General features: G+C 49.4%; 21 protein-coding genes. 10 read left to right on the forward strand and 11 right to left on the reverse strand.

Features of this window, described 5'->3' with window-relative positions; translation table 11 throughout:
- The first annotated feature begins 90 nt into the window (after nt 1-90).
- Complete coding sequence (locus BP822_RS00675) at nt 91-1632, forward strand: IS1634 family transposase (protein WP_013720030.1); 1542 nt, start codon at nt 91-93, stop codon at nt 1630-1632.
- Nucleotides 1633-1726: 94 nt separating this feature from the next.
- Here BP822_RS00675 and thiE read toward each other — a convergent pair whose 3' ends face one another.
- The 5 genes from thiE to BP822_RS00700 all read right to left on the reverse strand — a co-directional run bounded on the left by thiE (nt 1727) and on the right by BP822_RS00700 (nt 6238).
- Entirely contained in the window at nt 1727-2326 is a 600-nt protein-coding gene (thiE, locus tag BP822_RS00680; protein WP_286877509.1) for a thiamine phosphate synthase, read from the reverse strand.
- A gap of 40 nt (nt 2327-2366) precedes the next feature.
- Nucleotides 2367-3179, reverse strand: a complete 813-nt coding sequence (thiM, locus tag BP822_RS00685) for a hydroxyethylthiazole kinase (protein WP_286877510.1) — start codon at nt 3177-3179, stop codon at nt 2367-2369.
- A 26-nt stretch (nt 3180-3205) separates the two neighbouring features.
- Complete coding sequence (gene serA / locus BP822_RS00690) at nt 3206-4783, reverse strand: phosphoglycerate dehydrogenase (protein ID WP_013720633.1); 1578 nt, start codon at nt 4781-4783, stop codon at nt 3206-3208.
- A gap of 82 nt (nt 4784-4865) precedes the next feature.
- On the reverse strand, nt 4866-5558 hold the full coding sequence (locus BP822_RS00695) for a flavodoxin family protein (protein WP_013720634.1): 693 nt from the start codon (nt 5556-5558) through the stop codon (nt 4866-4868).
- 113 nt (nt 5559-5671) lie between these two features.
- A complete protein-coding gene (locus tag BP822_RS00700; RefSeq protein WP_273271964.1) occupies nt 5672-6238 on the reverse strand; it encodes an NYN domain-containing protein in 567 nt (188 codons plus the stop codon).
- A 233-nt stretch (nt 6239-6471) separates the two neighbouring features.
- On the opposite strand from BP822_RS00700, the gene BP822_RS00705 reads away from it, so the two are divergent.
- Nucleotides 6472-6735, forward strand: a complete 264-nt coding sequence (locus BP822_RS00705; RefSeq protein ID WP_273271963.1) for a hypothetical protein — start codon at nt 6472-6474, stop codon at nt 6733-6735.
- Between the two features lie 78 nt (nt 6736-6813).
- Here BP822_RS00705 and cas6 read toward each other — a convergent pair whose 3' ends face one another.
- Nucleotides 6814-6969, reverse strand: coding sequence for a CRISPR system precrRNA processing endoribonuclease RAMP protein Cas6 (gene cas6 / locus BP822_RS00710; RefSeq protein WP_273271962.1), 156 nt, complete (start codon nt 6967-6969; stop codon nt 6814-6816).
- Nucleotides 6970-7083: 114 nt separating this feature from the next.
- On the opposite strand from cas6, the gene BP822_RS00715 reads away from it, so the two are divergent.
- The 4 genes from BP822_RS00715 (at nt 7084) to BP822_RS00730 (ending at nt 12414) form a co-directional block, all read left to right on the forward strand.
- Nucleotides 7084-7755 carry a hypothetical protein gene (locus BP822_RS00715; protein WP_273271961.1) on the forward strand — a complete coding sequence of 224 codons (672 nt, stop codon included), beginning with the start codon at nt 7084-7086 and terminating at the stop codon, nt 7753-7755.
- Nucleotides 7756-7927: 172 nt separating this feature from the next.
- Entirely contained in the window at nt 7928-9088 is a 1161-nt protein-coding gene (locus BP822_RS00720; protein WP_286877511.1) for a pentapeptide repeat-containing protein, read from the forward strand.
- Nucleotides 9089-9421: 333 nt separating this feature from the next.
- Nucleotides 9422-12025: an ABC transporter substrate binding protein gene (locus tag BP822_RS00725; protein ID WP_286877513.1), complete on the forward strand. Its 2604-nt coding sequence runs from the start codon at nt 9422-9424 to the stop codon at nt 12023-12025.
- 149 nt (nt 12026-12174) lie between these two features.
- Nucleotides 12175-12414, forward strand: a complete 240-nt coding sequence (locus tag BP822_RS00730) for a hypothetical protein (RefSeq protein ID WP_273278681.1) — start codon at nt 12175-12177, stop codon at nt 12412-12414.
- A gap of 258 nt (nt 12415-12672) precedes the next feature.
- On the opposite strand, the gene BP822_RS00735 is transcribed toward BP822_RS00730, so the two are convergent.
- The 3 genes from BP822_RS00735 to BP822_RS00745 all read right to left on the reverse strand — a co-directional run bounded on the left by BP822_RS00735 (nt 12673) and on the right by BP822_RS00745 (nt 18343).
- Nucleotides 12673-16485 (reverse strand): DUF7507 domain-containing protein, encoded by a 3813-nt coding sequence (locus BP822_RS00735; protein WP_286877514.1) that lies wholly within the window; start codon nt 16483-16485, stop codon nt 12673-12675.
- Between the two features lie 88 nt (nt 16486-16573).
- On the reverse strand, nt 16574-16786 hold the full coding sequence (locus BP822_RS00740; protein WP_286877515.1) for a hypothetical protein: 213 nt from the start codon (nt 16784-16786) through the stop codon (nt 16574-16576).
- Between the two features lie 801 nt (nt 16787-17587).
- Complete coding sequence (locus tag BP822_RS00745; RefSeq protein ID WP_273271865.1) at nt 17588-18343, reverse strand: hypothetical protein; 756 nt, start codon at nt 18341-18343, stop codon at nt 17588-17590.
- 342 nt (nt 18344-18685) lie between these two features.
- Between BP822_RS00745 and BP822_RS00750 the strand changes: the two genes are divergently transcribed.
- The gene (locus BP822_RS00750; protein ID WP_273278684.1) at nt 18686-19669 is read left to right on the forward strand and encodes a hypothetical protein; all 984 of its coding nucleotides are present in this window, start codon (nt 18686-18688) and stop codon (nt 19667-19669) included.
- Nucleotides 19670-19957: 288 nt separating this feature from the next.
- Here BP822_RS00750 and BP822_RS00755 read toward each other — a convergent pair whose 3' ends face one another.
- Nucleotides 19958-20347, reverse strand: coding sequence for a HesB/IscA family protein (locus BP822_RS00755; protein ID WP_013720663.1), 390 nt, complete (start codon nt 20345-20347; stop codon nt 19958-19960).
- 125 nt (nt 20348-20472) lie between these two features.
- Between BP822_RS00755 and fen the strand changes: the two genes are divergently transcribed.
- Together fen and dph2 are read left to right on the forward strand one after the other, a co-directional pair.
- The gene (gene fen / locus BP822_RS00760; protein WP_273271972.1) at nt 20473-21483 is read left to right on the forward strand and encodes a flap endonuclease-1; all 1011 of its coding nucleotides are present in this window, start codon (nt 20473-20475) and stop codon (nt 21481-21483) included.
- The gene (dph2, locus tag BP822_RS00765; protein ID WP_273271971.1) at nt 21452-22471 is read left to right on the forward strand and encodes a diphthamide biosynthesis enzyme Dph2; all 1020 of its coding nucleotides are present in this window, start codon (nt 21452-21454) and stop codon (nt 22469-22471) included. Before fen ends, dph2 begins: the two co-directional genes overlap by 32 nt.
- A 65-nt stretch (nt 22472-22536) precedes the next feature.
- On the opposite strand, the gene BP822_RS00770 is transcribed toward dph2, so the two are convergent.
- Nucleotides 22537-23625, reverse strand: coding sequence for a class I SAM-dependent methyltransferase (locus BP822_RS00770; protein ID WP_013720666.1), 1089 nt, complete (start codon nt 23623-23625; stop codon nt 22537-22539).
- A 132-nt stretch (nt 23626-23757) separates the two neighbouring features.
- Here BP822_RS00770 and BP822_RS00775 point away from each other — a divergent pair, with 132 nt between their 5' ends.
- Nucleotides 23758-24345, forward strand: a complete 588-nt coding sequence (locus BP822_RS00775) for a TATA-box-binding protein (protein WP_048132639.1) — start codon at nt 23758-23760, stop codon at nt 24343-24345.
- Nucleotides 24346-24598: the final 253 nt, after the last annotated feature.

The raw sequence follows: 24598 nt of genomic DNA on the forward strand, positions 1-24598 counted from the left end.
CCTAAACTCCCCATAAATTAGGCATATTAAAGTAATTTTCGTTATCTATGACCGAAATCTATAAATAGTATTATGTGCCTAAATATGCATATGAAATCGTTTACCCGAATCAAAAAGATAAATGGCCAGGAATACATCTACGAGATTACACCCTATTACGACAAAGAAAAGAAGCAAATTCGCCAGAAGAGCAAGTACCTCGGCAAGAATGTTAATGGAGTTCCTGTCAAGGTCCGCTCCCAAGACCAAGTACCGAAGAAAGTTCTGTCGCATGGCGAATTTGTGCCGCTAAAAAAGATCGCCGAAGACCTTGAGCTGGAAAAGATCCTATCTGGTGTTCTGCCTGGCAAGGAAGTTTGGCCAATTCTGACTCTGGCAATGAATTATGCTACACGTCCTCGAGCCCTAACCCACATCCAGAGCTGGTACGAAGGTACGACCATATCCGAAGACCACCCAGATCTACCCTTATCTTCTCAGAGCCTTTCCCGAATGCTAAGCCGTATCGGCGAAAGCACTGCGAATCTGGAATTCTCTCGCAAACTCATCCAACAGATATCGACATGCAGCACACTGGTCTATGACATAACGTCTCTGTCATCTTACTCCCAGAGCATCAGTCTCCTGGAATACGGTTATAATCGAGATGGTCTCGATCTGCCACAGATCAACTTGTCTCTCATCGTCGATATGGATCTAGGCATACCGGTGATGTACGATCTTTATCCTGGGAGCATCGCGGACGTATCTACGCTTAAGAATACAGTCCGGAAAATTAAGGCGCAAGGCGTTCGAAATTATACAATGATCATGGATCGAGGTTTCTTCTCAACCGATAACATCGAAGAGCTGGTGGCTGCGGATTTATCATTCATCATTCCGCCAACAAGTACACTCAAGAATGTCAAAGAAGCAGTATCCGCCATTCATAGCAGCATCGATGATCCCGAGCATCTGAAGCTCTACGAAAAAGAACCGCTGTTTGTGATGCCCGTGAGCATCGAAGTAGGAGAAAACAAACTGAGCGGATATGCGTATTACGATCAGAAACGAGAGCAGCAGGAAAGGAGCACATTCTATAAACGACTGTATGATCTAATGGAAGTGCTCAAGTCCAAGAACCTGAAACATTGGATGAATCCTGGTGAGGTTTTCAGGGCGACGGCTAAAAGGGATGCCAAGTACATCGAATGGAAAGCAATCGATGGCAGGTTTCAGGTCGCACTCAGGAAAAATGCAGTCTCGCAGGCCATTAATAAAATGGGAAAGTTTGTTCTGCTTTATCGAGGCGAGTTTTCTTGGATCGAGTGTCTTTCGCTTTATCGAAGCAAGGATGTCGTCGAGAAAGGGTTCGATGTGTTGAAGAACGACATTGAGTTGATGCCGGCAAACCTACGAACCAACAGCAGTCTGAGGGGTTATCTCTTCATTGCGTTCATTGCTCTGATTTTGAGAATGAAGCTTACGAGACTGATGATCGATGCAGAGTTGAATAAAAGATACTCCGTGGAAGGACTGTTAACGGAGCTTGAAAAGATCAAGATTATGATCTTGCCGGATGGGGAGAAGATCACAACTGAGATCACCAAGAAACAGCGCGAAATCCTGGATGCACTTCACATGTGTGCCTAAACTCTGGGGAGGTCAGGTATAAATAACCTTCGGTCAATCCGCGGGCAGAAGGATTCAGCGAGAAAAATGGTTATTGCACAAGGCGGAGTTTAGGTTAAAACAGATCCTGGAACCTATTGATCTGGGCGCTCACATCATCGCTTTCAACGACACAGGATATAGCACACAGGCCGTCCGCTCCCGCCCCGATGACCTCCGGGGCGTTGGAGAGATTGATTCCTCCAATGGCTATCAGTGGTATGTCAACCTTCCGCCGGATCTCTTCGATGAGAGCAATCCCTGCGGGCTTTCCAGCGTCGGACTTCGTCGCCGTCTGAAATATCGGCGAAACACCAAGATAATCGGCTCCATCTCTCTTTGCCACCAGAGCCTCGAACAAGTTGTGGACGGTCACCCCTATGATCTTCTCCTCCCCCAGCATCTCGCGGGCAGTTTTGCAGGGCATGTCCGTCTGGCCCAGATGGACGCCATCTGCGCCCACGGCAAGAGCGATGTCTATTCGGTCGTTTATCAGGAAGGTCAGATCCCGGCAGATCTCCCTCAGATGCAGGGCCTCCTCATACATCACCCGGGTTTCAGCATTCTTATTCCTGTACTGCACTGCCTCAACCTTGCAGGCAGCAGCCTCCATCACATCGCTGATGTTCCCCGCCCGGCTCAATCTCGAATCGGTAATGAAATAGTATCCCTTCACCCTTCAATCCTCTGCTCATTGATTCATCTAATCTGCCAAATTATGCAATGCGATCTTCTCCCAACTCGATCTTCTGCATTCTCCTTATGGTCTCGGAATCCAGGTTGTAGACTGCATCATAAAGGTTCTCCTTGAAAGATCCCGGCCCCGCCGCTACCAGGGCAGCGATCTCAGCCGCCACCTCATAGCAGACCAGCCCGGAGACGGAAGCAGCAACGCGATCCGCTTCGACGGCAGCAAATGTCCCAATCACCGATGTGGCCATGCACCCCGTGCCCACCACATTGGCCATCATGGGGTGGCCGTTATGCACCCATATCGCTCTCTTCATATCGGCCACGATATCATCCTTGCCGGTGATGACCACAGTGCAACCTCGCTCCCCGGCAAGAGAATGGGCCACCCCCAGCAGGTTTGATTCGATATCTGCGGCATCAACTCCCCTGGTTTTGACATCCTCTCCTGCGATGCGGGCGACCTCGGACGAGTTGCCTTTGATGATGCTTACTTCGACTGCATCTAAGATCTCCTGGCATTTTTCGTCCCGGAACCTCGTCGCTCCGGCGCCGCAGACATCAAGGACCACGGGTATCTTTTTTTCATTGGCGCTAATTCCGGCAAGCAGCATGGCCTCAACGAATTCCGTGGTGAGGGTGCCGATATTCAGGACCAGAGAAGAGGCTATCTTTGCCATATCGGCTACCTCTTCCCTGGCATGTGCCATTACCGGAGAAGCCCCAAAGACCTTGACGATATTGGCGCAATCGTAAATGGTGACGAAGTTCGTCAGGTGGCATACCAGGGGCTTATCCCTTCTCACCCTCTCAAGAACCTCTGCTGCATCTAATATCATCCGACATCTCCTTGCTTTCGTCGGCTTTACAGCTCCACCATCTTGGCGCTCTTCACCCCTGGAACCTGCAATAGCCTTTTCATCAAATCATCGGGTACCATCTGGTCGACGCTCAGTACCATGAGCTGAGGCTGACCCTCGTCCATACGCCCTACATGCATTGAGCCGATGTTGATATTGCCCTCACCCAAAACCACGCAGCAGGGCCCAATGATATTCGGCTTGTCATCTATGACTGCTATCACCATGTCACCCTCTGTGGGGATATAGGTCCGGTAGAGATCAAGCTGCACAATGCGCTTCTCCTTGTTTCCTGAGACCGTGCCCTGAACCATGTTGATCACGCCGTTCTTGGTGAGCTTCATGGTTATGGCATTGCTGTATCCATTTATCGACTCGGTCTTGCTCTCCAGAAGTTTCACGCCCATCTCTTTGAGCGTCGTGGTGGCATTGACAAAGTTGATGCTGTCTTTTCCCATCAGGCAGCCCAAAAGACCCCTGATGGCTGATATGGTCACGGGTCTCGTATCCTTCTCGGCAATGGTTCCGCTATAGATCAACTCCAAGCTCTCAAAACCGCTGCCAACCATCTGTCCGAGCAGCGATCCCATCCTCTCGGCCAGCATCATATAGGGCTCCATGACCGCCAGCGTTTCCGGTGATATGGCAGGCATGTTGATGGCATTGGTGGGCAGTCCGCCTTTAGCTATGGCCAGGATCTGGTCTGCCACTGCTAAGGCGACATTGACCTGGGCCTCGGCGGTAGAAGCTCCCAAATGGGGAGTGGTTATGATCCTCTCCTGCCCGAGCAGGGGGTTTCCGGTGGGAGGTTCCTTGGTGAAGACATCGACCGCCGCTCCTGCAACCTTTCCTTCGGCCACAGCTTTGGCAAGAGCGGCCTCGTTGATGATACCGCCTCGAGCGCAGTTCACAATGCGAACCCCGTCCTTCATGATCTTGAACTCGTCATCGTCGATCAGGTTGCGGGTCTCATTGGTAAGGGGAGTATGGACGGTGATGAAGTCGCCCTCACGCAGAACGGTCTCCAGGTTCGCCAGGGTCAGCCCCATCTGCTGGGCCTTTTCTTCAGTCACAAAGGGGTCATAGGCTAAGATTCGCATGCCAAAGGACTTCATGCGGGTGGCAACCTCTGCTCCCACCCGGCCCAGACCGACGACGCCCAGGGTCTTGTTGAAGAACTCGACACCTGTGTACTTCTTGCGATTCCATTCGCCCTGGTGCAGGGCGGAGTTTGCCTGGGGTATGTTCCTGGCCAGGGCCAGCATCATGGCGATGGTGTGCTCGGCTGCGGAGATGGTATTTCCGCCGGGGGTATTGAGAACGATGATCCCCTTTTTGGTCGCGGCCTCTACATCCACATTGTCTATGCCCACACCGGCTCTGCCTATTACCTTGAGCCTTTTCGCGGCATTGATGACATCAGCCGTTACCTTGGTTCCGCTACGGATTACCAGGGCATCGTAGTCTGGGATCTTCTGGATGAGCTCCTCTGGAGAGAGGTTGGTGATAACATCGACATCAGCACCCGACTGCAGTCTCTTCACGCCGTCCTCTGCTAATGAATCACTGACAAGAACCTTCATGATCATACCTTCTTCCTCGGGGGCTAAAGACGTACAAGGATTTGATCCTTTCGAGAGCACACTTCAGAAGGGTATTAGCAGTCTATTGGCTGGTCCTCATCTGTTCGATCATCTCTTGAGCAGCTCTGTAGTAAGCATCTCTGGGCATCAGCTCTCTGCTCACCGCCTTCTCCATATCCTCTGAGATCCTGCCGTCTTTTATCAGCTGGTGGCCAGCCTGCTTTGCTGCCTTGAAGATGCCTTCGATCAGTGCTGTCTCACCGGCTTTTATCATCTCATTCATGCCCTCTGCCATGGGCCTGAGAAGCGCGCCGGCAAACTCGCAGCCATCTTGTGGGTTGTCGTAGATGGCCTTCATCTGCACAAGAAGCGGATCGAACATGGAAATCTCCCAGGCGGAGCAGGTGGAGACGAGAACCGCTTTTTGCATCTTTGATCTGGGTTGGCCCATCACATAGGCCGGTAGCTGTCTGTCCATCAGAGTCTTAAGAGGGCCGGTAATTCCCGAATAATAGACCGGACTGGCCCAGACGATGACATCTGCATTTTTGATCTTTGGGAGGATGGTCTTCATGTCATCGTCTTTGGCGCAGGTGCCGGGATTCACAAACCAGCAGCTCATGTCTCCGCTGCAGGGCTCTATGTTCAGCTTCCAGGAATAGATCAGCTCAACATTTGCTCCCGCTTCCTTCAAGCCTTCCAGGAATGGATTCAAGATCTTCGCCGTATTTCCCTCGTTCATGTGAGGGCTTCCGTTTATGGCCAGGATGTCCATTTTATATCACACTGATATTTGTATTGGCCAATTGCTTATGTACATATCTTTTCACATAAATGGAATTTGGTTCTCTATCCAGACATCAGAGCAAATCATACTGCTCGATTCCTCTATCGAGCCACCAGATCTATCAGATCCTGATCGATGGGAGTTCTCTCGTCCACTGCGGACAGGAGCTCATCGTGAATAGAGCTCTCTGAGTAAAATAGGGTCACCAGGACGCCTGCATCCTTTGCCGCCTCGATGGCGGGGAGAAAATCGCTGTCCCCAGTGACGATAACCGCTTTTCCGATCATCCGCCCGCAGCTCAGCCGGACCAGGTCCGCGGCCAGGGCGATGTCCACCCTCTTTTGCACAAACTCTCCTCCCACCCGGCCCAGCCGCCCCAGCTTAACCTCGAATCTGGGGAGCTTTCGCAGAGTATAGACGAACTTGTCCATGGAGGCAAACCTGCGGCTCTCCTCGTCAGTGGAGGGACAGCTCTGGTAAGGCATGCAATTATAATAATAGGTCCGAAGACGCTCATAGTTGCCACAAAGAATGTCAGAAAAACGGGCGAGGTCGATCTTCGGCTTCCCGAAATCAACATCCAAAATCTTAGTCAGATACGCACCATCGATGAAGACTGCTGCACGATCAGCCAAACTGTTCACATCCAAGTCCATAATTACTGCCATCCTGGAAGAACGGCAGTGATCATTATCTCTGCTTGCTAACTCATTCCAACGTATATCTAATTTGCGTTTAGCTCTGAAATAAGGAGTCATCACAGGCCGCCCCCTGGTGCCGGCGCACTCAAGCCCCTGAGCGGTAAGGCCGATTCGAAATGCTGCTTAGACTGTGCCGGATTGGGCCTATGGATTGTATTTTTCCGCAGAATATTTAAGTCAGCCACACTAATAAAAAGCGTATGCTTACACTCACCGCAGTAATTCGAAGAGACGAGGATATGTATGTTGCTGAGTGCCCGGAGGTGGGGACGGCGAGTCAGGGGAAGACCATTGAAGAGGCAGTAAAAAACCTCAAGGAGGCTACCGAGCTTTATTTAGAGGAGTTTCCGCTAAAGATCACTGGTACAGTCGTCCCGATGCACGATGAGCTTAAGCCGGGAACACTGAGAAGCGTTCTGAAGCTCGCGAAGGTCGATCCAGGTGAATTTGCAGAGTACCTGTAAATGCCAGATGTCCTGTCGCTAGCTCGCGTTTCCAGGCCCGTCTGCAGAGAATGCCACTATAAAAAAATCTGCTTTCCCTCATACCTTAACCTCATACATCCCGTTCCCAAAGGTTGCCATCTTCCCCACATGGATGAGCCTGCCCAGCTCCAAAAGTGCCATGACCTCACGGGAGAACTCTCCTCGATAGGTGATCTCCCCGACGAAGAATGGGGGATGACTCAGCTTTTTCATCTATTTCAACTTCCTCAGTCCTAACGCCAGTTGGACCGGATGGATCTTATTAAATATCTGTAACTCTTCATTATATGAGACCGAGCTCAGATATCGGTCAGCGGTGATGCTGGATTGAAGAGAGCCTCAGCTATTATGCTCATATTTCTGTTATCCTGTTTTGGGTTGAGCCAGGCAACCCAAGAAAACGATCTATGGCTGCTCCTATCCAGCTATGAGGATGTCGGCATCACATCTAAGGACCTGGCCTTCTTTCTGGCCACGCACGGTTTTTCCGCTCGACCAGAGCCGTCCTATGTGGTGGTCAAGCTCAACGATAGCAGGGAAGTATATGTCACGCCTAATGGAGCCGCTCCCAGGCTCGGTGATCTGTGGATGTCTCCTCCCGATATGCAATCCGGACCTGTGCAGGTGATCTCCAGCGATGCCATAAGGATCAATCTCACTTATAGGAGGTCAGACAATGAAAGCTTTATAAAAACCATCAGCAGATATCATATATTTCCGGTAACGCCCTTGGGCATGTGTTATGATGGCTCCCAAAAGCTGCAAGAGAGCTATAAGAGCCTGGGGTATGGCTCAGTTTATATGTACGATCCCAGTGGATTTGACAGCCGGGGACATCTCTGGGTGGTTGTGGAGGACAATGATGCTCCCGATACCTGGCTGGCAGTGGATAGTTATTACGGGCCTATTACAGAGGACGATTATTATTACCAGGCTCAGTATAGCTTTGCGGATTTCAAATACCTCGAATCAATCAATCCCCAATGGAGGCTGGCCTAATATAATATAAGTGCATTGAGACCGTGCGGCGTGCATTTCCGCTATTTGAAGCCATTTGCTGAAGGATCGATGATGAATCCGGGCATGACATTGTGTCAGGAGTCCTACCGGAAACTTGAAATGTGGTACTGACATAATTATAAATTATTAGTATGGGAATAACGAGGGCTCGATGAGAATTGATTCGCTGGTGAGGATCGCATTATGCGCTTTGATTGCGATGAATTGCGTTCTTGGTGCAGGATTTGCCGAGCTCGATATCAATATCGATGATCGTGTTAATCTGAGCTATGCGAATCTCTCGGCAATGGATCTCGCCGGAGCACATTTGAATCAGTCTGATCTGCAGGGCTGCAACCTCAACGGGTCGAATCTGGATGGGGCGTATCTCCGATCGGCCTGGCTGATGGCATCTCATCTGAATGGCTCAACGCTGGAGAATGCAGATCTCACGGGCGCTGTTCTTACGGAAGCCGATCTCACGGGAGCGGATTTAACTGGTGCGAACCTAATACGGGTTCAAATGTCCAAAGCCAAGCTGAACGGGGCTCGCATTGTGAAAGCAGATCTAACCGAAGCAGACATATCCGATTCCGATCTGAGCGACGCTGATCTCACGGATGCCAGGCTTTTTCGAACGGATCTGAGTGGTGCCAAGCTTAAGGGAATCTATCTAACCAGTGCCAATATGATTGGAGCTCATATAAGCTGGGCCGATATGAGTGTTGCCTATTTATCCCAAGGTCAGTTCTCAAGAGCCGAGCTTTATAGTACTAATTTGAGCGGTTCGGACCTTAGCGATGCAGACTTTACCAGAGCTTATCTCATGAGATCCAATCTTACCGGCGCCAACATAGATTGGGCCGATATGGCCTATGCGGACCTGACTGAGGCCATCTTGACTGGTGCAAGCTTGAAATCAGCCAAAATGGCTTACTCCGATCTTACCAAAGCGAATTTTACCGGAGCTGATTTATCCGAAGCCTATCTGGATGGAGCTATTCTTGCAGGAGCGACACTCAGGAATGCGAAGCTCGATAGAGTTAATCTGCGTGAAGTCGACCTGAGGGGACTGGAAATGGGGGGAGCATCCCTTAAGAATTCTGTCCTGACAGGAGTATTCATGGCCATGACGGATCTGGCCGGCGCCGACCTGAGAGATGCGACACTGGTTCAGGTTGAGATGACCGGAGCCAATTTGAGCAGCGCCAATCTGGAGCGAATCAAGTATGACCAGTTCACCCTTCAATCGCTGTCCAGAGCGGAACTGGATGGAGCCAAGATCTCCGAGGATCTGCGCTCTGACCTCAAATCACTACAAAGAGCCGCTTGATGTTCTGAAAGGGACTGTCTTTTTAAATTAAGAAAAGAACAAATTAATTATAGTAGTAATTGGAAAAGGTCTGTTATGGCTCGTTCACTGCTCAGATTGTCTCCTGGACTCTGCTTGCTTTTTATAACTCTAGTTGCATCATCCTCCGCACTGGAGGAAGAAGCCTCCCAGAAAATACTAATTTTTGCCTCGTATAACCCCGGATCGCCATGGACCGATTCCGTAGGCAATGAGATTAAAGATCAGCTATCTATTTACTATCCTGGAGCAGAATTCTCTTTTGAGTATATGGATACCAAAAGGCAGGAGCCTACTGAAGCCAGACTGAATAAATTGAAGAATTTATATAAAAATAAATATAAAGATCGTCACTATGATGTCATCACCTGTCTGGACGATGATGCATTTCAGTTCCTGCTCAACAACAGAGACGAGCTGTTTTCCAGCACTCCAGTTGTCTTTTGCGGAGTGGACTTCTTCGAAGACCAGATGCTGACGGCAGGGAAGAATTTCACCGGCGTGGTGGAGGCCTTTGATATACCAGGTACAATCTCTCTTATGCTAAAATTGCATCCCGATGCAAAGCAAATAGTCATAATCGATGACCAGACTGCCACCAGCAAGGCCAGCCAAGAGGCCATGAACCAGACCCTGTCCAGATTCAATACAATTGTCAGCTTCGTCATCTGGAATGACATGACAGTAGAAGAACTGCAGAGGAATGCTTCCGCTCTGCATGAGGGCAGCCTGATCCTTCTTCTTAATTATAATAATGACCGGGAAGGACGAGCAGTAACCCACGAAGAGAGCGCATGGATCCTGAGAAGCGCAAGCTCGGTTCCAATTTACGGTACCCGGGATGTCTATATGGGCTTCGGTGTGCTTGGAGGAGCGATCATTACCGGTCAAGTCCAGGGCAGATTGGCGGCAGATATGGCACACCGCATCTTGCAGGGTGTTCCTGCGGATGATATTCCGGTCATAAAAGAGCTTCCCAGCTCATATATTTTCGATATGCTGGAGCTGCGCCGCTTCAATATCAGCGTCCAGAGAAGTGCAAGTTCGGCTCCAATCTATGGTACTAAGGACGTCCAGATGGACTTCGATGTACTTGGAGAAGCGATCACCACCGATCAAGTCCAAGGCGAATCGGCAGCCGACATGGAACAACTCATCTTGCAGGATGCTCCTGCAGATGATATTCCGGCCATAAATGAGCCTCCCGGCACAAACATTTTCGATATGTTGGAGCTGCGCCGCTTCAATACCAGCCTCTTGATACTTCCTTCTGGGAGCAAGTTCGTTAATCAGCCATTTCAACCTCGAGCTGATCTAAATAATAGGAACTTGAGCGGCCTGGATCTGTCCGAGACAGACTTGAGTTATTCTGACCTGCTAGGATCCGATCTCAGCGGGACGAACCTGAGCCGATCCTTTTTGATACAGGCTGTCATCTCAAACTCCACGCTTATCAGAGCCAATCTCAGTGGCGCATTCATGCCACTCGCTGCTCTCGATGGTTCTGACCTCTCCGGTGCTGATCTCAGAGGAGCCACCCTGCTTGGCAATTATTTGATGGGCTCGAATATGACCGGAGCAGATCTATCAGGCTCCCTTATGGATCAGGCCATGATGGATAATTCAACTCTGGTTGATGCCAAGATGGATGGCGCCAGCTTGTGGGCTGCGAAGGTCAGCGATGCAAATCTGTTTGGAGCAAGCCTTATAAACGCATTTCTGGAACGTTCCACCTTTGTTAATTCCCAATTAAAAGGCGCAAATCTCACAGGCGCAAGCCTGGTTGGCGCGAACCTGATCAATGCCACCATCACCGATGCAGACCTATCGGGAGCGGATATCTCCGCAGCTCGTTGTATGGGAGCTAACTTATCCCGTTCCAGGCTGGTTGGATCAACTATGGGCTTCTCAAACCTAAATGGTGCAGATCTGAGTATGGCGAACCTCTCTGGTTCGTATCTCTCCGCTTCAGTCTTTGCTAATTCGAATCTCACACGTGCCGATCTCTCCGATGCGAACCTAGAGAGTGCATTTCTGAATCGAGCCAAGCTTGTTGAGGCCAAACTGGTAAACACCAGTCTTCCCAGAGCGCATCTGGAAGATTCGGATCTATCCAATTCCAATCTTGAAAGGGCAGATCTGACCAATGCATTGCTAGGCGGATGCAACCTCATCGGCGCAAACCTAAATGGAGCCAGGCTCCTGGGAGCGGATCTCAGCCTTGCAACTATGAAAGATGCATATCTGAGCGGTGCCAATATGGTAGGTGCCAGAATGAATTGGGCGGATCTGAGCGGCAGCAGCCTTACAGAGAGCCAGTTCTCCAGAGCTGAACTCTTTGGGGCAAATCTAACCAATTGCGACCTGTCAAATTCAGATTTCACAAGAGCTTATTTAGTGAGGTCTAATCTATCGGGTTGCACCCTAAGAGATGTCAAACTGGACTACGCAGATTTCACTAATGCGAATTTGCGGAATGCAGATCTGAATGGTGTCAGATTTATAAACGTATATCTGAATAACGCCGACCTGTCAGGAGCGGATCTTACAGGATCCTATCACTCTGGAACGGTCCTAAAGGGAACCATCTGGCACAAAGCGAACCTAATATCATCCAAAATGACTCTGATGGGCTTTTTAGATTTGGACTTTAGTGGTGCAGATCTAAGAAATGCCCATTTTGCCCAGGTATTTATGGATAACACAGACTTCTCCGGTGCGGATCTAAGGGGGGCCATCTTTGACACTGTTGCCTCTATAAACGCTGATTTCAGAGGCGCAAACCTTGAGGGAATCGAATATGATGATGCAGCTCTTCGATTCTTCGCCAATTCCAATCTTGAAGGAGCCAAGATGAGCATGGATCTGCAAAAGGATCTCGAAAAATTGCGGTCAGTGCAGATGTCGCAGACCTCTTAGGGATATATGAGAATTAGGGCTCTTATTCACAGGGCGTCGATATGAAATCGATTAAGAGGACGAACTCAGCATGCATGGTGGCGATCTTATTCTGCTTTGCAGTCATGTCGATGAGCTATCCCTCAGCAGCCGACGATTATACCGACCTCATGAAGCTGATTGCAGATAATGAGGATGTCAGAATAGATGCTCAAGATCTAGCATTCTTGCTTGTGACTCATGGATTTGATGCTGAGCCAAAGGGTGACAGCGTTATTGTGAAGCTTGATGATGTGGTCTATGAGATGACGCCAAACGGTGTGAAGCCTGGATTGGCTGATATTTTATTAAAAGACTTAAAGCCGCCAGTGCAGGCACCTCCATCAGCACCAGAGCTTCATAATGGCTGATGAGGACATTATTGGCGATTCGCCTCACATCGGCTTATCGATCAGATGAGTCCCCGAAGGAGTCCTCTAATTGATTACAGACTTACCGGGCTCTTCGCTGAATCATATGGGCAAGGTCCCAAAGGAGATTATAGCTCTGTTCCTCTGCGTGTCTGTGGTTGGGTCAGTGCATAGCGGTCCACCACAAAGGCGAAATGATACAGAGATTTTGCAATTCAAAGTTCACCCGTGCTAAGTAGCGAGGAGCCAACTATTCTTTCAAGGGATATCATAATTTGATGCACAGCAGCTCGATAGGTTTCGCTCCAACTCATCATAGTATTTCTCTTGTTCTAAAAAGCAGTCAATAACCTCCGTGCTTACATTGAAGCATGGAGCGGGCTTCCAGCTGCCCCATTCTGCATTTATTAGCGTTGCATTTGAGCCAGAGCTCCAATAATTCCATTCAATTGGCAGCTCCGGGCAACAGGAGAGCGGCTGATAGTAAGCCTCAAAGAGGGTATGGTTCTCGGCTTCAATTCTAGTGTCATTATAGCCGGTTGACACGCTCACGTAATTATCATATATCTGGCGGCCGTTCTCGACCCTGGCTCTCAGCTTTATGGTCATCGTTCTGCCAATGTCCAGTGACGAGATAGTCCAATTGATGAATTGGCCATCAACTTCTGGCCTCTGGCTGGAGTCGATGAAGCTCAGGCCCGGAGGAAGCCTGTCCGAAACATCCAATTTCTTGAGCGGCCTGCTGCCGTCATTGGTGACATTGATAAGGAAGAGGACTATATTATCATCCTGCATAATGGCTTTCTTCTCAATGTTCACATGCACATAGCGGTGCAAGGGCTCAGGATGCAGGCTGATGGCGGTATCAATGTTGAATTTGCCTACAAAGCTCTGATCTAGCCGCACCTTTTCATAATCTGGGCCATTTCCCTGGAGGATTGCAGTATCCATGGACCCGTTGAAGGAGCCTATAAACTTCAATGATGACAAATCCATTTCTGCCTCTTTTTCGATGTAAGAGGCGGATCGAATCTCTTCGCTTATGATGAGCTCCTGCTCTGGATCTTTGGTCTGCATGCCTTCCCGCCATAGGCTTCCGCCGCTAGTGTTCATGGATCCCAGGGTCTCTTTTTGCGGCGAGTAGAGCATCTTGACGTTCTTTGTGATGCTGCTTGAATCCATCGATTCCTGAGCTGAATAGTAACCGCTCCCATGCTCAAAGGATCTTTGAGATTCTGTTCGCTTGTCCGAGGACACTCGCCCTTTGCCTGTGATCGACCTATCTTGTCTTACATTCTCTCCATAAGAGTCAATAGATTGAAACACTTTAAAACTGCCATGATAATCTTCATCTATCATTTCTTTTATGCTATGGGAGCTGTCCTGTGCATTCTTCCTATAACTGATTCGAGCTATTCCAGAATCATGGCTGGCGTCTGAACGATATACTGTCTGGTTCATGTCCACATCAAAGCTGCTGTCTTTTTGCAGGCTGTGGACATAAAGGTAATTTTCTGTGACCACTTCTCCTCGAATATAATTTGCCGCTGATGTTCTGTCCGACCACAGGGATTGGTAGTCTATGCTTCGTTTGCCGGGCAGCTGGAAAGTAGAACTCCCATAGCTGGCAAAGATATCCTTTTTTAGACTCACGCTCTTGTTCTCTGATACCAAGCGCGAACTCTCATCCTCCTCGTAGTGGCCGCTTCCATGCTCCGAAGTAGTGATCCTTGTTCCGGCAGCTCCGAGAATGGTGACCACTGCAGAGCTGCTGCTGACAGGGATTGGCATAGATTCATAGTACCCCCGGATCTCGACCCTGTTTGTGAGCGAGCGCTCCGCTTCTTCCGTGGAGAGACTCTTTCGCATGCGGATAAAGCCATCGCCTTCTACAGAGGAGGTTTCATCGAAGATCATCTGCGCCTTCTTGGGTATATGAACCTCGAGAACGATCGTGCCGTTTGCCCTTGGAGTCAGATTGCCGATCATCCATGTAAGATTTTTTCCGTTTATGAAATTGGGCTGAGGAGTTGCTCCGAGAAAATCAACTTCTGGAAGCATATCCGTTATGCTCACATTCTCGGCGGTAAAATCGGTGTCGGAATTTCCATATTTTATTGTATAGGTGATATTCTCACCTCGAGCGGCGGAAGTCGCATTTGCTTCCTTCTTGATCCATAATGAGTGGACTACGGAGGTCTCCAGTGTTTTATTCGTGCCTTCTGTTTGCGAAGAGTTTATCTGATATGTGTTGAAGACCGAACCAGCGTTGTCTTTGAATGTGTCTTTGCCCTTGGCCTTCACGAAGATCTCGATGGTCCCTCCGGATCCGGGCAGCAGATCTCCAACATACCACCAGTGGTGTCTTCCTGAGCTCTCATTGATGAGAAGTGGATCTGATAGAGAATACTTAAAATCGACTTTTTCATCCAAATAATCATGGATCACAACATCGGTCTGCTTCACAGAGCCATTATTTCTGTAGTCTATGGTGTAATTCAGATGCTCCCCTGGGAAAATTATGCGGGATGAGGCCCTTTTTCCAATTACCAGCCCTTCTCCGGTTACAGTTGTATTGGCCCAGGCAACGGCATGCGATCCTTCTTTACACCACATATCAATGCGATTGGTGATTATTGATCCCGGTGTTAGAATATCCTTCAATCTGGCCTGGATCGCTATCTTGCCGGACTCTTCTTTATCCAGATCTCCAATGGTCCAGGCATCAATTGTGCCCGGATCCGGAGCAGGGCTTGCCCATATGAACTCCAGGCTCTCATTGTAGGTCTCTTTTAGCATTACCTCGTGAGCATCCTGACCGCCGTTATTTTTATATGCGATGGTATAATTAATAGTACCATTGAATTGCACTGGATCTGGCTCATCATCTTTAAAAACGCTCAAAATTGGATTTTGCTTGAATATCTCCAAAGAATATGTATCTGAATCGGATACCTCTTGGCCAGCTCCCGTCTTCGCCTTCACAGTGGCGATGTTTTTGAGGATATATTTCTCCTCGTAAACTATGTAGCCCGGCGTTTTTTTGTATTCTTTGCTTATTATAACTCCGTTATAATCTTCTATTATGATCAATGTATCTCCTGTAATATAATCCGTAATGGTAATGGTCTTCAAGCCCACAGATGGATTATCGTATTCGATCTTCATGTACTCATTCGTTCCCGGATGCGGATAGTAGTATTCCTCCTCCGAGAGAATCTTTCCTTTTGGATCGTATCGAGTGGTCAAATTCAATTGCGAGACGGGATCTCTATAGTAAGTGACGCTTAAATTCCCTTGCGGATCTATAATCCTCTTCAGGCTCTCCTCAGTCACTTCATTGACATAGTAGTAGGAGGTATAGTTGATGCCAGCCATCTGCATGCTCTCAATAGTTAGCGTTGCCGCATGCGGATCGAACTCTTTTTGCAGTCTTCTCATCTTCTCCAGATTGATTTCCATGCGAGTTCTCAGCCGCAGTAGCTTCTCAATCATATCCTGCTCCCTGTAACCAGTGCTAGCCATGATGCGCAGTATGGTATAATTGGCAGGATCATGAATCTCGTAAAGACATTCATATTGCCATGATTGGCCCGGCTCCAATGCTTCGTCACCTCCCCCACCTCCAACCCGAGTTGGATGGCAGTTCGGCCCCCAATCATGAGTATCGGTGAGGTTTATTTCATAAAGAGTGACTCCGCCGGTATTGGTTACGTTATATGTATAAACGACTGTATCGCCCACCCTCACTGGTGGGCTATATCTGCAGTCTTTTTTTAGGCGAATCTCTGCTTTTGCTGCGGGCAAGACCAGCATCTCAATCTGGTTTTCATTAATGCAGCCGCTTACGTTGCTCTCTATTTTCAGTTCGATCAGAACGGTGGTAGAATTCTCTACAAGGGGAGCTGTCCACTGAAATGAGCTCTGGCTCGCGTTAAGTGGAGTGCCTCCAGTTGCTGACCAGCTATAATTGTAGCTCTGCCCCTCAGGGGCTAAAGGTGCGGAGATCGTATAGGATACGCCACCGATGATCTGATTCGGCTCTGCGCTGACGGGAAGGATTAGTGCCAAGATTATAGCTAGTGATAGCCATGTACACATATGGGCGATTTCTGGACTCTTTGACCTTCCGGAGGAAGGCGCGCGCAAGCACAGAAGCTTAATCATTGAGCGTCTCAGTCCCTGAGGTCAGTTCGATCACATTGCTTGGCACTTCAACAACCAGAATCCTGAGGCTGTCCGTGCAGCTCTGAACCAGCCTGCCATGGTCATCATTCCAATCTATGATAAGCTGCAGAATATGATACCCACTTCCATAGTCTCTCCAATCAACCTGAAGGCCTTCCTCTGCCGACTCGTCTTCTGCATCCATTCCATCTATTCTCCAAATCAATTGGGGCTCTAATTCGGGTGCCCTCGTGATCTGGGGCAGATATGTGGCGATGATGCTCTCACAAGGAATGTTCGGCCCTTCAATTTGGCAGCTCGGAGGTGTCAGATCAATGGAATCAGTCTCACGATAGCATTTGGTATTTCGATTGCTACATCTCCGATTAGCATTGGAGCAATCGATGCCATTGGCCGTCTCCCAGTTTATGACCAGATTCTCTATCCTTACCTCCTGGCCACAGCTAAAAGAGAATCCATATAAGGAGAGAGAATTCTCAGAGCCTGCGGGAATGGTATCCAGAACGCAGAGGCCTCCATCATCGTAATGGGATTCCTGCAGAGCACCATCCACATATATGTCGCATAAGAGAATTACTGCATATCGAGGACTATTGGCATTGTTCTTAAATCTGGCCCATATATAGGCATCTACTGAGCTATTCTGAGCGCAAGCAGATAGCAAATTTCCCTGAGCATCCCCCAGCCAGAGATCGGTTATCGTTACATCCTTGGCGCGACAGTGAAAATTGCAGTCAGGCCAATCTGATCCTGCTGCAGAGCTCAGGATAAATGGGAAAAATAGACATAAAATGGCCGAGAGGCAGATAGTCTCTTTGGAATTGCTGAGGATGGATTTCATAGTCTATATCCTGCACTTTTTTAAATAATTATTTATATTTAACATATCATCATGCGTTTTGCCCATCGGCAGCCGATTGCCAGGCCAGTCCAATATTTAATAAAAATGAGCCACCAGGCAATGCCCTGGTGCCCATAATTTGCATCACGTTACAGTTATCGTATTGAGCGGCACATCCACAATCACAACTTGCTTTTGGCATGATCCCTGGAAAACATAGGGTGATTTCTTGCCGAAGTACCCTGTCATTATAACATATGTGCCGGAATTCTCAGCCCATTCATTCCATTTGATGTTTATGTTGGACCCATCTCCGACCTTGGAATCGGCATTGCCGTTGTATTCCAGATTTTCAGGAACTTCGCCTTGCTTGAACACCCACCAGCGCTGATTGACCTGGCCGGGAGTGCTTTCTGTGCTATATTTGTGATTTTTATCATCGATGATGCAAATCTGATCCGATGAATCTGTTGTTATTGAGCACTGACCTGGGGTCACAATCGGGAAGGTCATGCAGGCCTGGTTGATACAAAGTGCAGCCTCACGAGCTGTAACCAACATCTCGAAGTAATAATTTTCTGCATATTCCGTAGTTGGAACAGCAAAAGAGATGCTTTGGGTATCAAGTGTTGCGACCGTCCTTCCTCCCGCATCATCTTCTTTAACCGTCCACATATAGTCCCAATGAATGCCCAATGCCTGCTGATCAGCCGGTACATCGGGACCTCTGAGGTCGATTATATCGCCTGGAGCTACTGGATCCTGCAGAACGGGAGTACAGCTGCCTGTACTCGGAGGTGCTACACTCTGAGGTGCTTCATCCTGAGCTGCTGAATTCGACATTATGCTTGCCAGGCTCAATACCAGCAAAAAGGCTATCTTCCATCTTGATTTAAACATTAAGTTATCACCTTAAACAAATTGCGTAACTATGGTATTTATAGATTATCATACTATTTAATCAGAGCAGCATATATAGATGCAAAAAACTGGTTTTTATGATAATAACAAATATATATGTTAAAATTAATTTTAAAAAACAGTTGACCATAACAAATATTAGTATGAAGGATCAATAATAGCTACAGCTAATTCCAAGGAATCTATAATGTTGTGACCTAATTTATATATTAATGAGGCGAAGCAATGAAAAGGATATATAAAGCTGCATTTGTGTTATTACTATTTGGTATCGCATTGTCGGGGATAACATGCCCAAGCCTATGCCAAGAGAGCCCCGTGGTGAACATCGTAGTGGATGCGGATATCCCATTAAATCCATCCTCAGAAGAGGTCAAAGCCGCGGGAGGTTCTCTGATAAACCTGATAAATGAGATAGATCCCTTTGACCGAAATGTCACCATCTTTGTGAGCGGTGAGATGGCCACAGTCTACCGTCTGGGAATCACATCTCAGGGTGCCATGAGCAACCACGAGCTTGCTCTCTATGGAAATAACACTGGAGAGAACCTGTCCTCGCTCTCGGCTGCTGAACAAGAAGAAATCATTAAGGACGCTAACAACCGCCTGTATAGCTGCTATATATGCGGAGGCAAGCATGTTGATATCAAGGGCTTCCGACCGCAGGGCTTCGAGCAAAATGAGCATACGCTGCGAGTCCTGGAGAACTTGAGCATTATCTACAATGCCGGATTCCAGCAGGGCTTGATCTATATGCCTGGTCATGAGAATGATTCCTGGCCATATCTCATTGATGGCTTCAATGTATATGCGGTTCCAATCAGCACGACAGATGTGAATGGAGAGAAAGCGGTTCTCTATGACAAATACATTGATGAAGAGATGGGCCTAAGTGGCTCGCAATGGCAGGACCTATTGCAGTCCCAGTTCGACGAGAATGCCAAGGCAGGAGCGCCCACAGTCGTCATCTTCAGCAATCTGGTCTCAGGAAATGGAGAATTCCTTGATGCTTATAGGAATTTCCTTAATTATGCTGAGTCCCAGGGCGCTAGATTCTTGACCACATTCCAGCTGGTTGATATGGCTGCAGCGAAGAATTCGGCCAGCTCTATTCCAGAGCTTGAAGAGGCACGGAAAGGCGCGGAAGATGTGAGTCCCGATGAAAAGGGTGCCATTGCTGATTGCCCGAACTGTGACGAAGCATCCAGTGGAAAAGGTGCATCAATTATCAACTTCAGCATCAGGAAAAACGAATCATGCATAAATTGCACCCAGAATTCCACAAATTCCACAGAGGTGGTGTAGGTATCTTGTCGGATAAGGCGATTAAATCGGATTAGGAGAGATTTTGCTCTTTGCTAATTTTTTATGAGCACCCTCAGGATATCGAAGCCGAAGTTCCGGGCTCGATATCCTGCAAAGTCCGACCTCGGAGCGGTCTGTAGCAATAAACGATAGCAATCGTTTGGATTCACGGTTTTGCGCCATAGATACGATCAGGCCATTGACTGGCACCCCGAGTCGACCCACACATTTTCCCTGAATAATGCAGTATTGCAGTTTAAAAATCGAAACCAACTGGCAAAAAATAGTTTAGCTGCAGCCGCAGCCTCCGCCATGGCCGTGGTCGCATCCCCCATGATCGTGGTCACAGCTGTCATGATCATGATCACATGTGCCGGCATTGCCACATGAGCTGCAACCGGAAAGCTCGTCCTCTGGGCCGCGAATAATAAATCCAGTTCCACGGTCATCATCAACATAATCGATGATGGTCTCTGCCAAAAGCTCAGCATCCTTGGGCTCCATGTGGATTTTAATCCCCCTGCTCTCGAATATGACATCGTCCTTCTCTGCGTCGCCTAGCGTCATGCCATAGTTCGCGCCAGATGGATCGACTGCCGCCAGGAACATCCTTATGACCTTATCCTCCACCACCTTGCTTTTAAGCATATCAGCCGCTTCTTTTGTAATCTCAATCATGAATAGCACTCCAAATATTATCTGCACAAAACTGATATTTAAAGGTAGCATGCATCTGCAATTGGAGCCTGGAAATCCGAGCATAGGATAGAGGATTTATCATAGAGCAGTGGTATGTGACAATCATGGGCGTTGATTTAGGGGAGCTGCTAAAGAGAAAGAAGATAGAGATTCAGGATCTGTCCGGCAGATGGGTGGCGATAGATGCCTTCAACACCCTCTATCAGTTTTTATCCATCATCCGGCAGAGGGATGGTACCCCTCTCATGGACCGCCAGGGAAGGGTGACCTCTCATCTCTCTGGCCTATTGTATCGCACCACAAACCTGATTGAGGCAGGGGTGAAGGTGGCCTTCGTCTTCGATGGCGAGGCCCCAACCTTCAAGGCTGTCACCCTGGCCGAGAGGTCGGAGATAAGGGATAAAGCGGCGTGGGCCTGGGAGGAGGCTCGAGCAGCCGGTGAAGACGGATTCAAATATGCTCAGGCGGCTTCACGGATCAACTCCGAGATTATCGAGGACGGGAGAAGGCTCATCCTGGCCATGGGGCTGCCGGTAATCCAGGCCCCATCAGAGGGCGAGGCCCAGGCGGCTTATATGGCCGCTCGAGGCGATGTGGACTATGCCGGCAGCCAGGATTACGACTCCCTCCTCTTTGGAGCGCCCCTGGTGGTGCGCAATCTGGCCATCACCGGCAAGAGAAAGCTGCCTCGAAAGAACATTTATGTGGATGTGGAGCCGGAGGTGATCAACCTGGAAGTGGGGCTGGCGAACCTTGGAATCACCCACAAGCAGCTGGTTGAGATCGGCATCATGTGCGGCACAGATTTTAATTCCGGCCTGGAGAGGGTGGGGCCCAAGACCGCTCTAAAGCTCATTCGGGAGAAAGGAGATCTGGAGAGCATCCTGGCGGACAGAGATGATAAGATCGAGGACTTCGAAAAGATCAGGGAGTTCTTCCTCCATCCTCCGGTCACTGATGACTATAAGATCGCCCTGAAAAAGCCCGTGCCAGAAGAGATCGTCTCCTTTTTGGTGGATGAGAGGGACTTTGATCCTGAGAGGGTGGAGAAGACAGCCAAAAGGCTAGAGGAGGTCTATAGGAGTGGACAGAGCACTCTCGACCACTGGTTCTGAATTTGTCGATTTCGGCTATGAGCTCGACCTCGATCTGGCAGTTCATTTGATCAAGAAGAGCGGTGCGGCGCGGGTAGGCCTGCAGGCTCCCGAGGGGCTGAAAAGGGCAACGCCAATAGTAGCGGCTCGGATCGCAGAGGAGACCGGGGCAGAGGTGATCATCTCCGGGGACCCTTGCTTTGGGGCCTGCGATGTGGACACGAGGCTCTCAGGTGAGGTGGATCTGATGCTCCACCTGGGCCACGCTGGCATTGGAGAGGAGCCGGAGAAGGTGATCTTCCTGGAAGCCAGGATGAATGAGGACCTAAGAGGCGTGGTGGAAAAGGCGATCGGAGAGCTAAAATCAAAGAGGGTAGGGGTCAGCACTACTGTTCAGCATGTCCATAAGCTCGATGGAGCGCTGGAGGTCCTGGCCGAGCACGGAATCGAGGGCCTTTTAGGTCCTGCATCCGGAAGGATCAAGTATCCTGGACAGGTCCTGGGATGCTGCTATGCCTCTGCCAAGGCGCTTGATGTGGACGAGTATCTTTTCATAGGCACGGGACAGTTTCATCCCCTGGGGATCGCTCTTGCCACAGGAAAGAGGGTGCTGGCAGCAGATCCGGTGACCTGCGAGATCTTAGAGATCGATCCGGATCCCATGCTGCGCAGGCGCTTTGCAGCCATCAGCAGAGCTGCCGATGCCAAGAGCTTTGCCGTTCTCATCTCTAAAAAGTCCGGCCAGAAGAGGATGGAGCTGGCAAGAAGGATGATGGCCCTGGGCGAGGCCCGGGGTCGGGAGATGTTCCTGGTCTATCTGGACAACATCGAGCCGGACCGTTTGCTCAATTTGGGGGCCCGAGCGGCAGTCTCTACCGCCTGCCCCAGAGTAGCATTGGATGATTCTGCCAAGTATAGTATCCCCGTCCTCACCCCTCCTGAGTTCGAGGTGCTGGTGGGTAAGAGGAAGTGGGAGGACTACCTTTTTGATGAGATCGATGATATTTAAACGACCAGTAGACGCTTTCAGCAAGCACTTTAAAGATTATGAGCAGGGAACCAAACAGAGCTTCACTAAAGCTTCTTGACCCTGAAGTCTATCACCACATTGAGCCTGTGAGGGGCATAGCTTCTCACAATGCTCTCGCAGAGCACCTCTATCCCCGCGCTCATCTTCTCCGCTGCCTCCCTTATCAGCAATTCGTCCCGGTAGAGGTCGTCCTCAGGAGAAATGCAGTAGTAGTGGACAATCCCTCCCGGCTTTGCCGCCCCGATGGCAGCAGGCAGGAAGAGGGATGCACTATGGGGGAGGTTCATGATAACATGATCCGCTGCATTCTGGTATCGCAGTGCGATCTCATTTGCATCCCCCTCCAGGATATCGATGTTCTCCACCTTATTCAGCCGGGCGTTCTCTCGCAGATATTGAACAGCTACCGGATTCTTGTCCATGGCCACCACCCACCTACATCTCTTGGCCATGAGAATGGAGAACGGCCCCACCCCGGCGAACATGTCCAGGACGACGTCAGTGGGCCCGACCAGGCTCGCTATCCTCAGCCTCTCCGTTCCCAGACGGGGAGTGAAATAGGCTCCCTCCAGGTCTATACGATAGCGCAGCCCGTGCTCCTTATGGGTGGTGGTGGTCCTCTCCTCCCCTGCTACGTGCCGATAGCGACGGGTGCGGTACTCTCCTTCCACATCAGAGATGGGGGCTATCACCGTCTTGATGCTATTGCTGGAGGACATAAGGGCTGAGGCAACCCTCTCTGCCTCTCCCTCCTCCAGGTCCTCTATCATGGCGATATCGCCCACGATCTCAAAGCTGGGCCTAAAGCCCAGAATGTCCTCTGGGGTCAGGATCTTCTCTTCGGGCACGAATCCAAAATTCACGACATCATAATCTGCTACCAGCCGCAGCTTTTCTGCTTCCTTTTCGGACAGCTCCCGCACAGGCAGATAGATCTGGGACCCATCCGAGCAAATCTTTCGGCCAGGGTCAAATGCCTTCAAATCCACCAGAGCCCGCCTGAATCGCTCGCCATTCTTTCGCTCAACTTTTATCCCCAGGGATTCGTCCGCCATTAGAGAGCGATAGAGCCGCACTGTTAATATGTCTATCCTGAGAAATGCATGTTTTTTGAGGACCTTGGATGCGTCCATGCTCCACTCCAGTCTTCTATTCTGCAGCTAAGCTCGATAAAGCTCCTACCCAAAACTTTTTCTCATCAGCGAGACCATTATGTGACTCAGGACCAACACGAAGATTTAAGATGACCTCGAAATTGTTTGTCTATGGGGTCCACAATGAATGTAGAGAACGTGGTGGCATCCACCAAGCTGGCAGATGAATTTGATCTGTATAAGATTGAGGCCGAGCTTGAGGGTGCCGAATACAAAAAAGAGAAGTTTCCCGGCCTCGTCTATAGAGTCAAGGCCCCTAAAGCTGCTTTTCTTATATTTACTTCTGGCAAGATAGTATGCACCGGAGCCAAGAACATTGAGGATATTCGCAGGGTCATCATCACCCTGGCCGAGACGCTCAAGTCCATAGGCATCGAGAACATCTATTCAGAGCCCGAGATAATAGTTCAGAACATTGTGGCCACAGCAGATTTTAAGGTCGATTTGAATCTGAACGCCGTCGTCCTGGGCATGGGCATGGAGAACGTCGAATATGAGCCGGAGCAGTTTCCTGGTGTGGTCTGCAGAGTCAAGAAGCCCAAGGTCGTAGTGCTCGTATTCAGCTCCGGCAAGCTGGTGGTAACAGGAGGCAAAACTGTAAATGACTGCGAGGAAGGCGTGCAGGTCATCAGGAAGGGGCTCGAAGACATGGGACTGCTTTCATCATCCGGATCGGAGCAACAGATAGCAGGGGCATAGCCATATTCTAAAAGCTTGTTGCATAAATGGCTCCATTTCATGCAGGAGCACCTGACAGCCTGTGAAGACACCAAATTCTCCTACAAGGATTCCCAGCATCATCAGGGCCAGCCAGCATCCGTCAGCCGCCGTCTGGCGATCATTGGAGTCTAAAAATTTGGGCCCGGCTTCTGAAACACCAGGCCCTGAGATTCACTGGCGTGACCCGATCCAGCCTCCGGACCAGCCGCCCTCCGATCCGTACCTCCAGCTG

The sequence above is a fragment of the Methanosaeta sp. UBA458 genome (genome assembly GCF_002496085.1).
In the GTDB taxonomy this organism is placed as follows: domain Archaea; phylum Halobacteriota; class Methanosarcinia; order Methanotrichales; family Methanotrichaceae; genus Methanothrix; species Methanothrix soehngenii.

Coding starts and splice junctions, on each gene's coding strand:
- BP822_RS00730 (WP_273278681.1), top strand. CDS start 12,175: ATGAAGCTGATTGCAGATAATGAGGATGTCAGAATAGATGCTCAAGAT.
- BP822_RS00770 (WP_013720666.1), bottom strand. CDS start 23,625: ATGGACGCATCCAAGGTCCTCAAAAAACATGCATTTCTCAGGATAGAC.
- fen (WP_273271972.1), top strand. CDS start 20,473: ATGGGCGTTGATTTAGGGGAGCTGCTAAAGAGAAAGAAGATAGAGATT.
- serA (WP_013720633.1), bottom strand. CDS start 4,783: ATGAAGGTTCTTGTCAGTGATTCATTAGCAGAGGACGGCGTGAAGAGA.
- BP822_RS00745 (WP_273271865.1), bottom strand. CDS start 18,343: ATGTTTAAATCAAGATGGAAGATAGCCTTTTTGCTGGTATTGAGCCTG.
- thiM (WP_286877510.1), bottom strand. CDS start 3,179: ATGATATTAGATGCAGCAGAGGTTCTTGAGAGGGTGAGAAGGGATAAG.
- BP822_RS00740 (WP_286877515.1), bottom strand. CDS start 16,786: ATGGATGCAGAAGACGAGTCGGCAGAGGAAGGCCTTCAGGTTGATTGG.
- BP822_RS00705 (WP_273271963.1), top strand. CDS start 6,472: ATGCTTACACTCACCGCAGTAATTCGAAGAGACGAGGATATGTATGTT.
- BP822_RS00720 (WP_286877511.1), top strand. CDS start 7,928: ATGAGAATTGATTCGCTGGTGAGGATCGCATTATGCGCTTTGATTGCG.
- BP822_RS00700 (WP_273271964.1), bottom strand. CDS start 6,238: ATGGCAGTAATTATGGACTTGGATGTGAACAGTTTGGCTGATCGTGCA.
- BP822_RS00775 (WP_048132639.1), top strand. CDS start 23,758: ATGGGGTCCACAATGAATGTAGAGAACGTGGTGGCATCCACCAAGCTG.
- BP822_RS00755 (WP_013720663.1), bottom strand. CDS start 20,347: ATGATTGAGATTACAAAAGAAGCGGCTGATATGCTTAAAAGCAAGGTG.
- BP822_RS00695 (WP_013720634.1), bottom strand. CDS start 5,558: ATGGACATCCTGGCCATAAACGGAAGCCCTCACATGAACGAGGGAAAT.
- cas6 (WP_273271962.1), bottom strand. CDS start 6,969: ATGAAAAAGCTGAGTCATCCCCCATTCTTCGTCGGGGAGATCACCTAT.
- BP822_RS00675 (WP_013720030.1), top strand. CDS start 91: ATGAAATCGTTTACCCGAATCAAAAAGATAAATGGCCAGGAATACATC.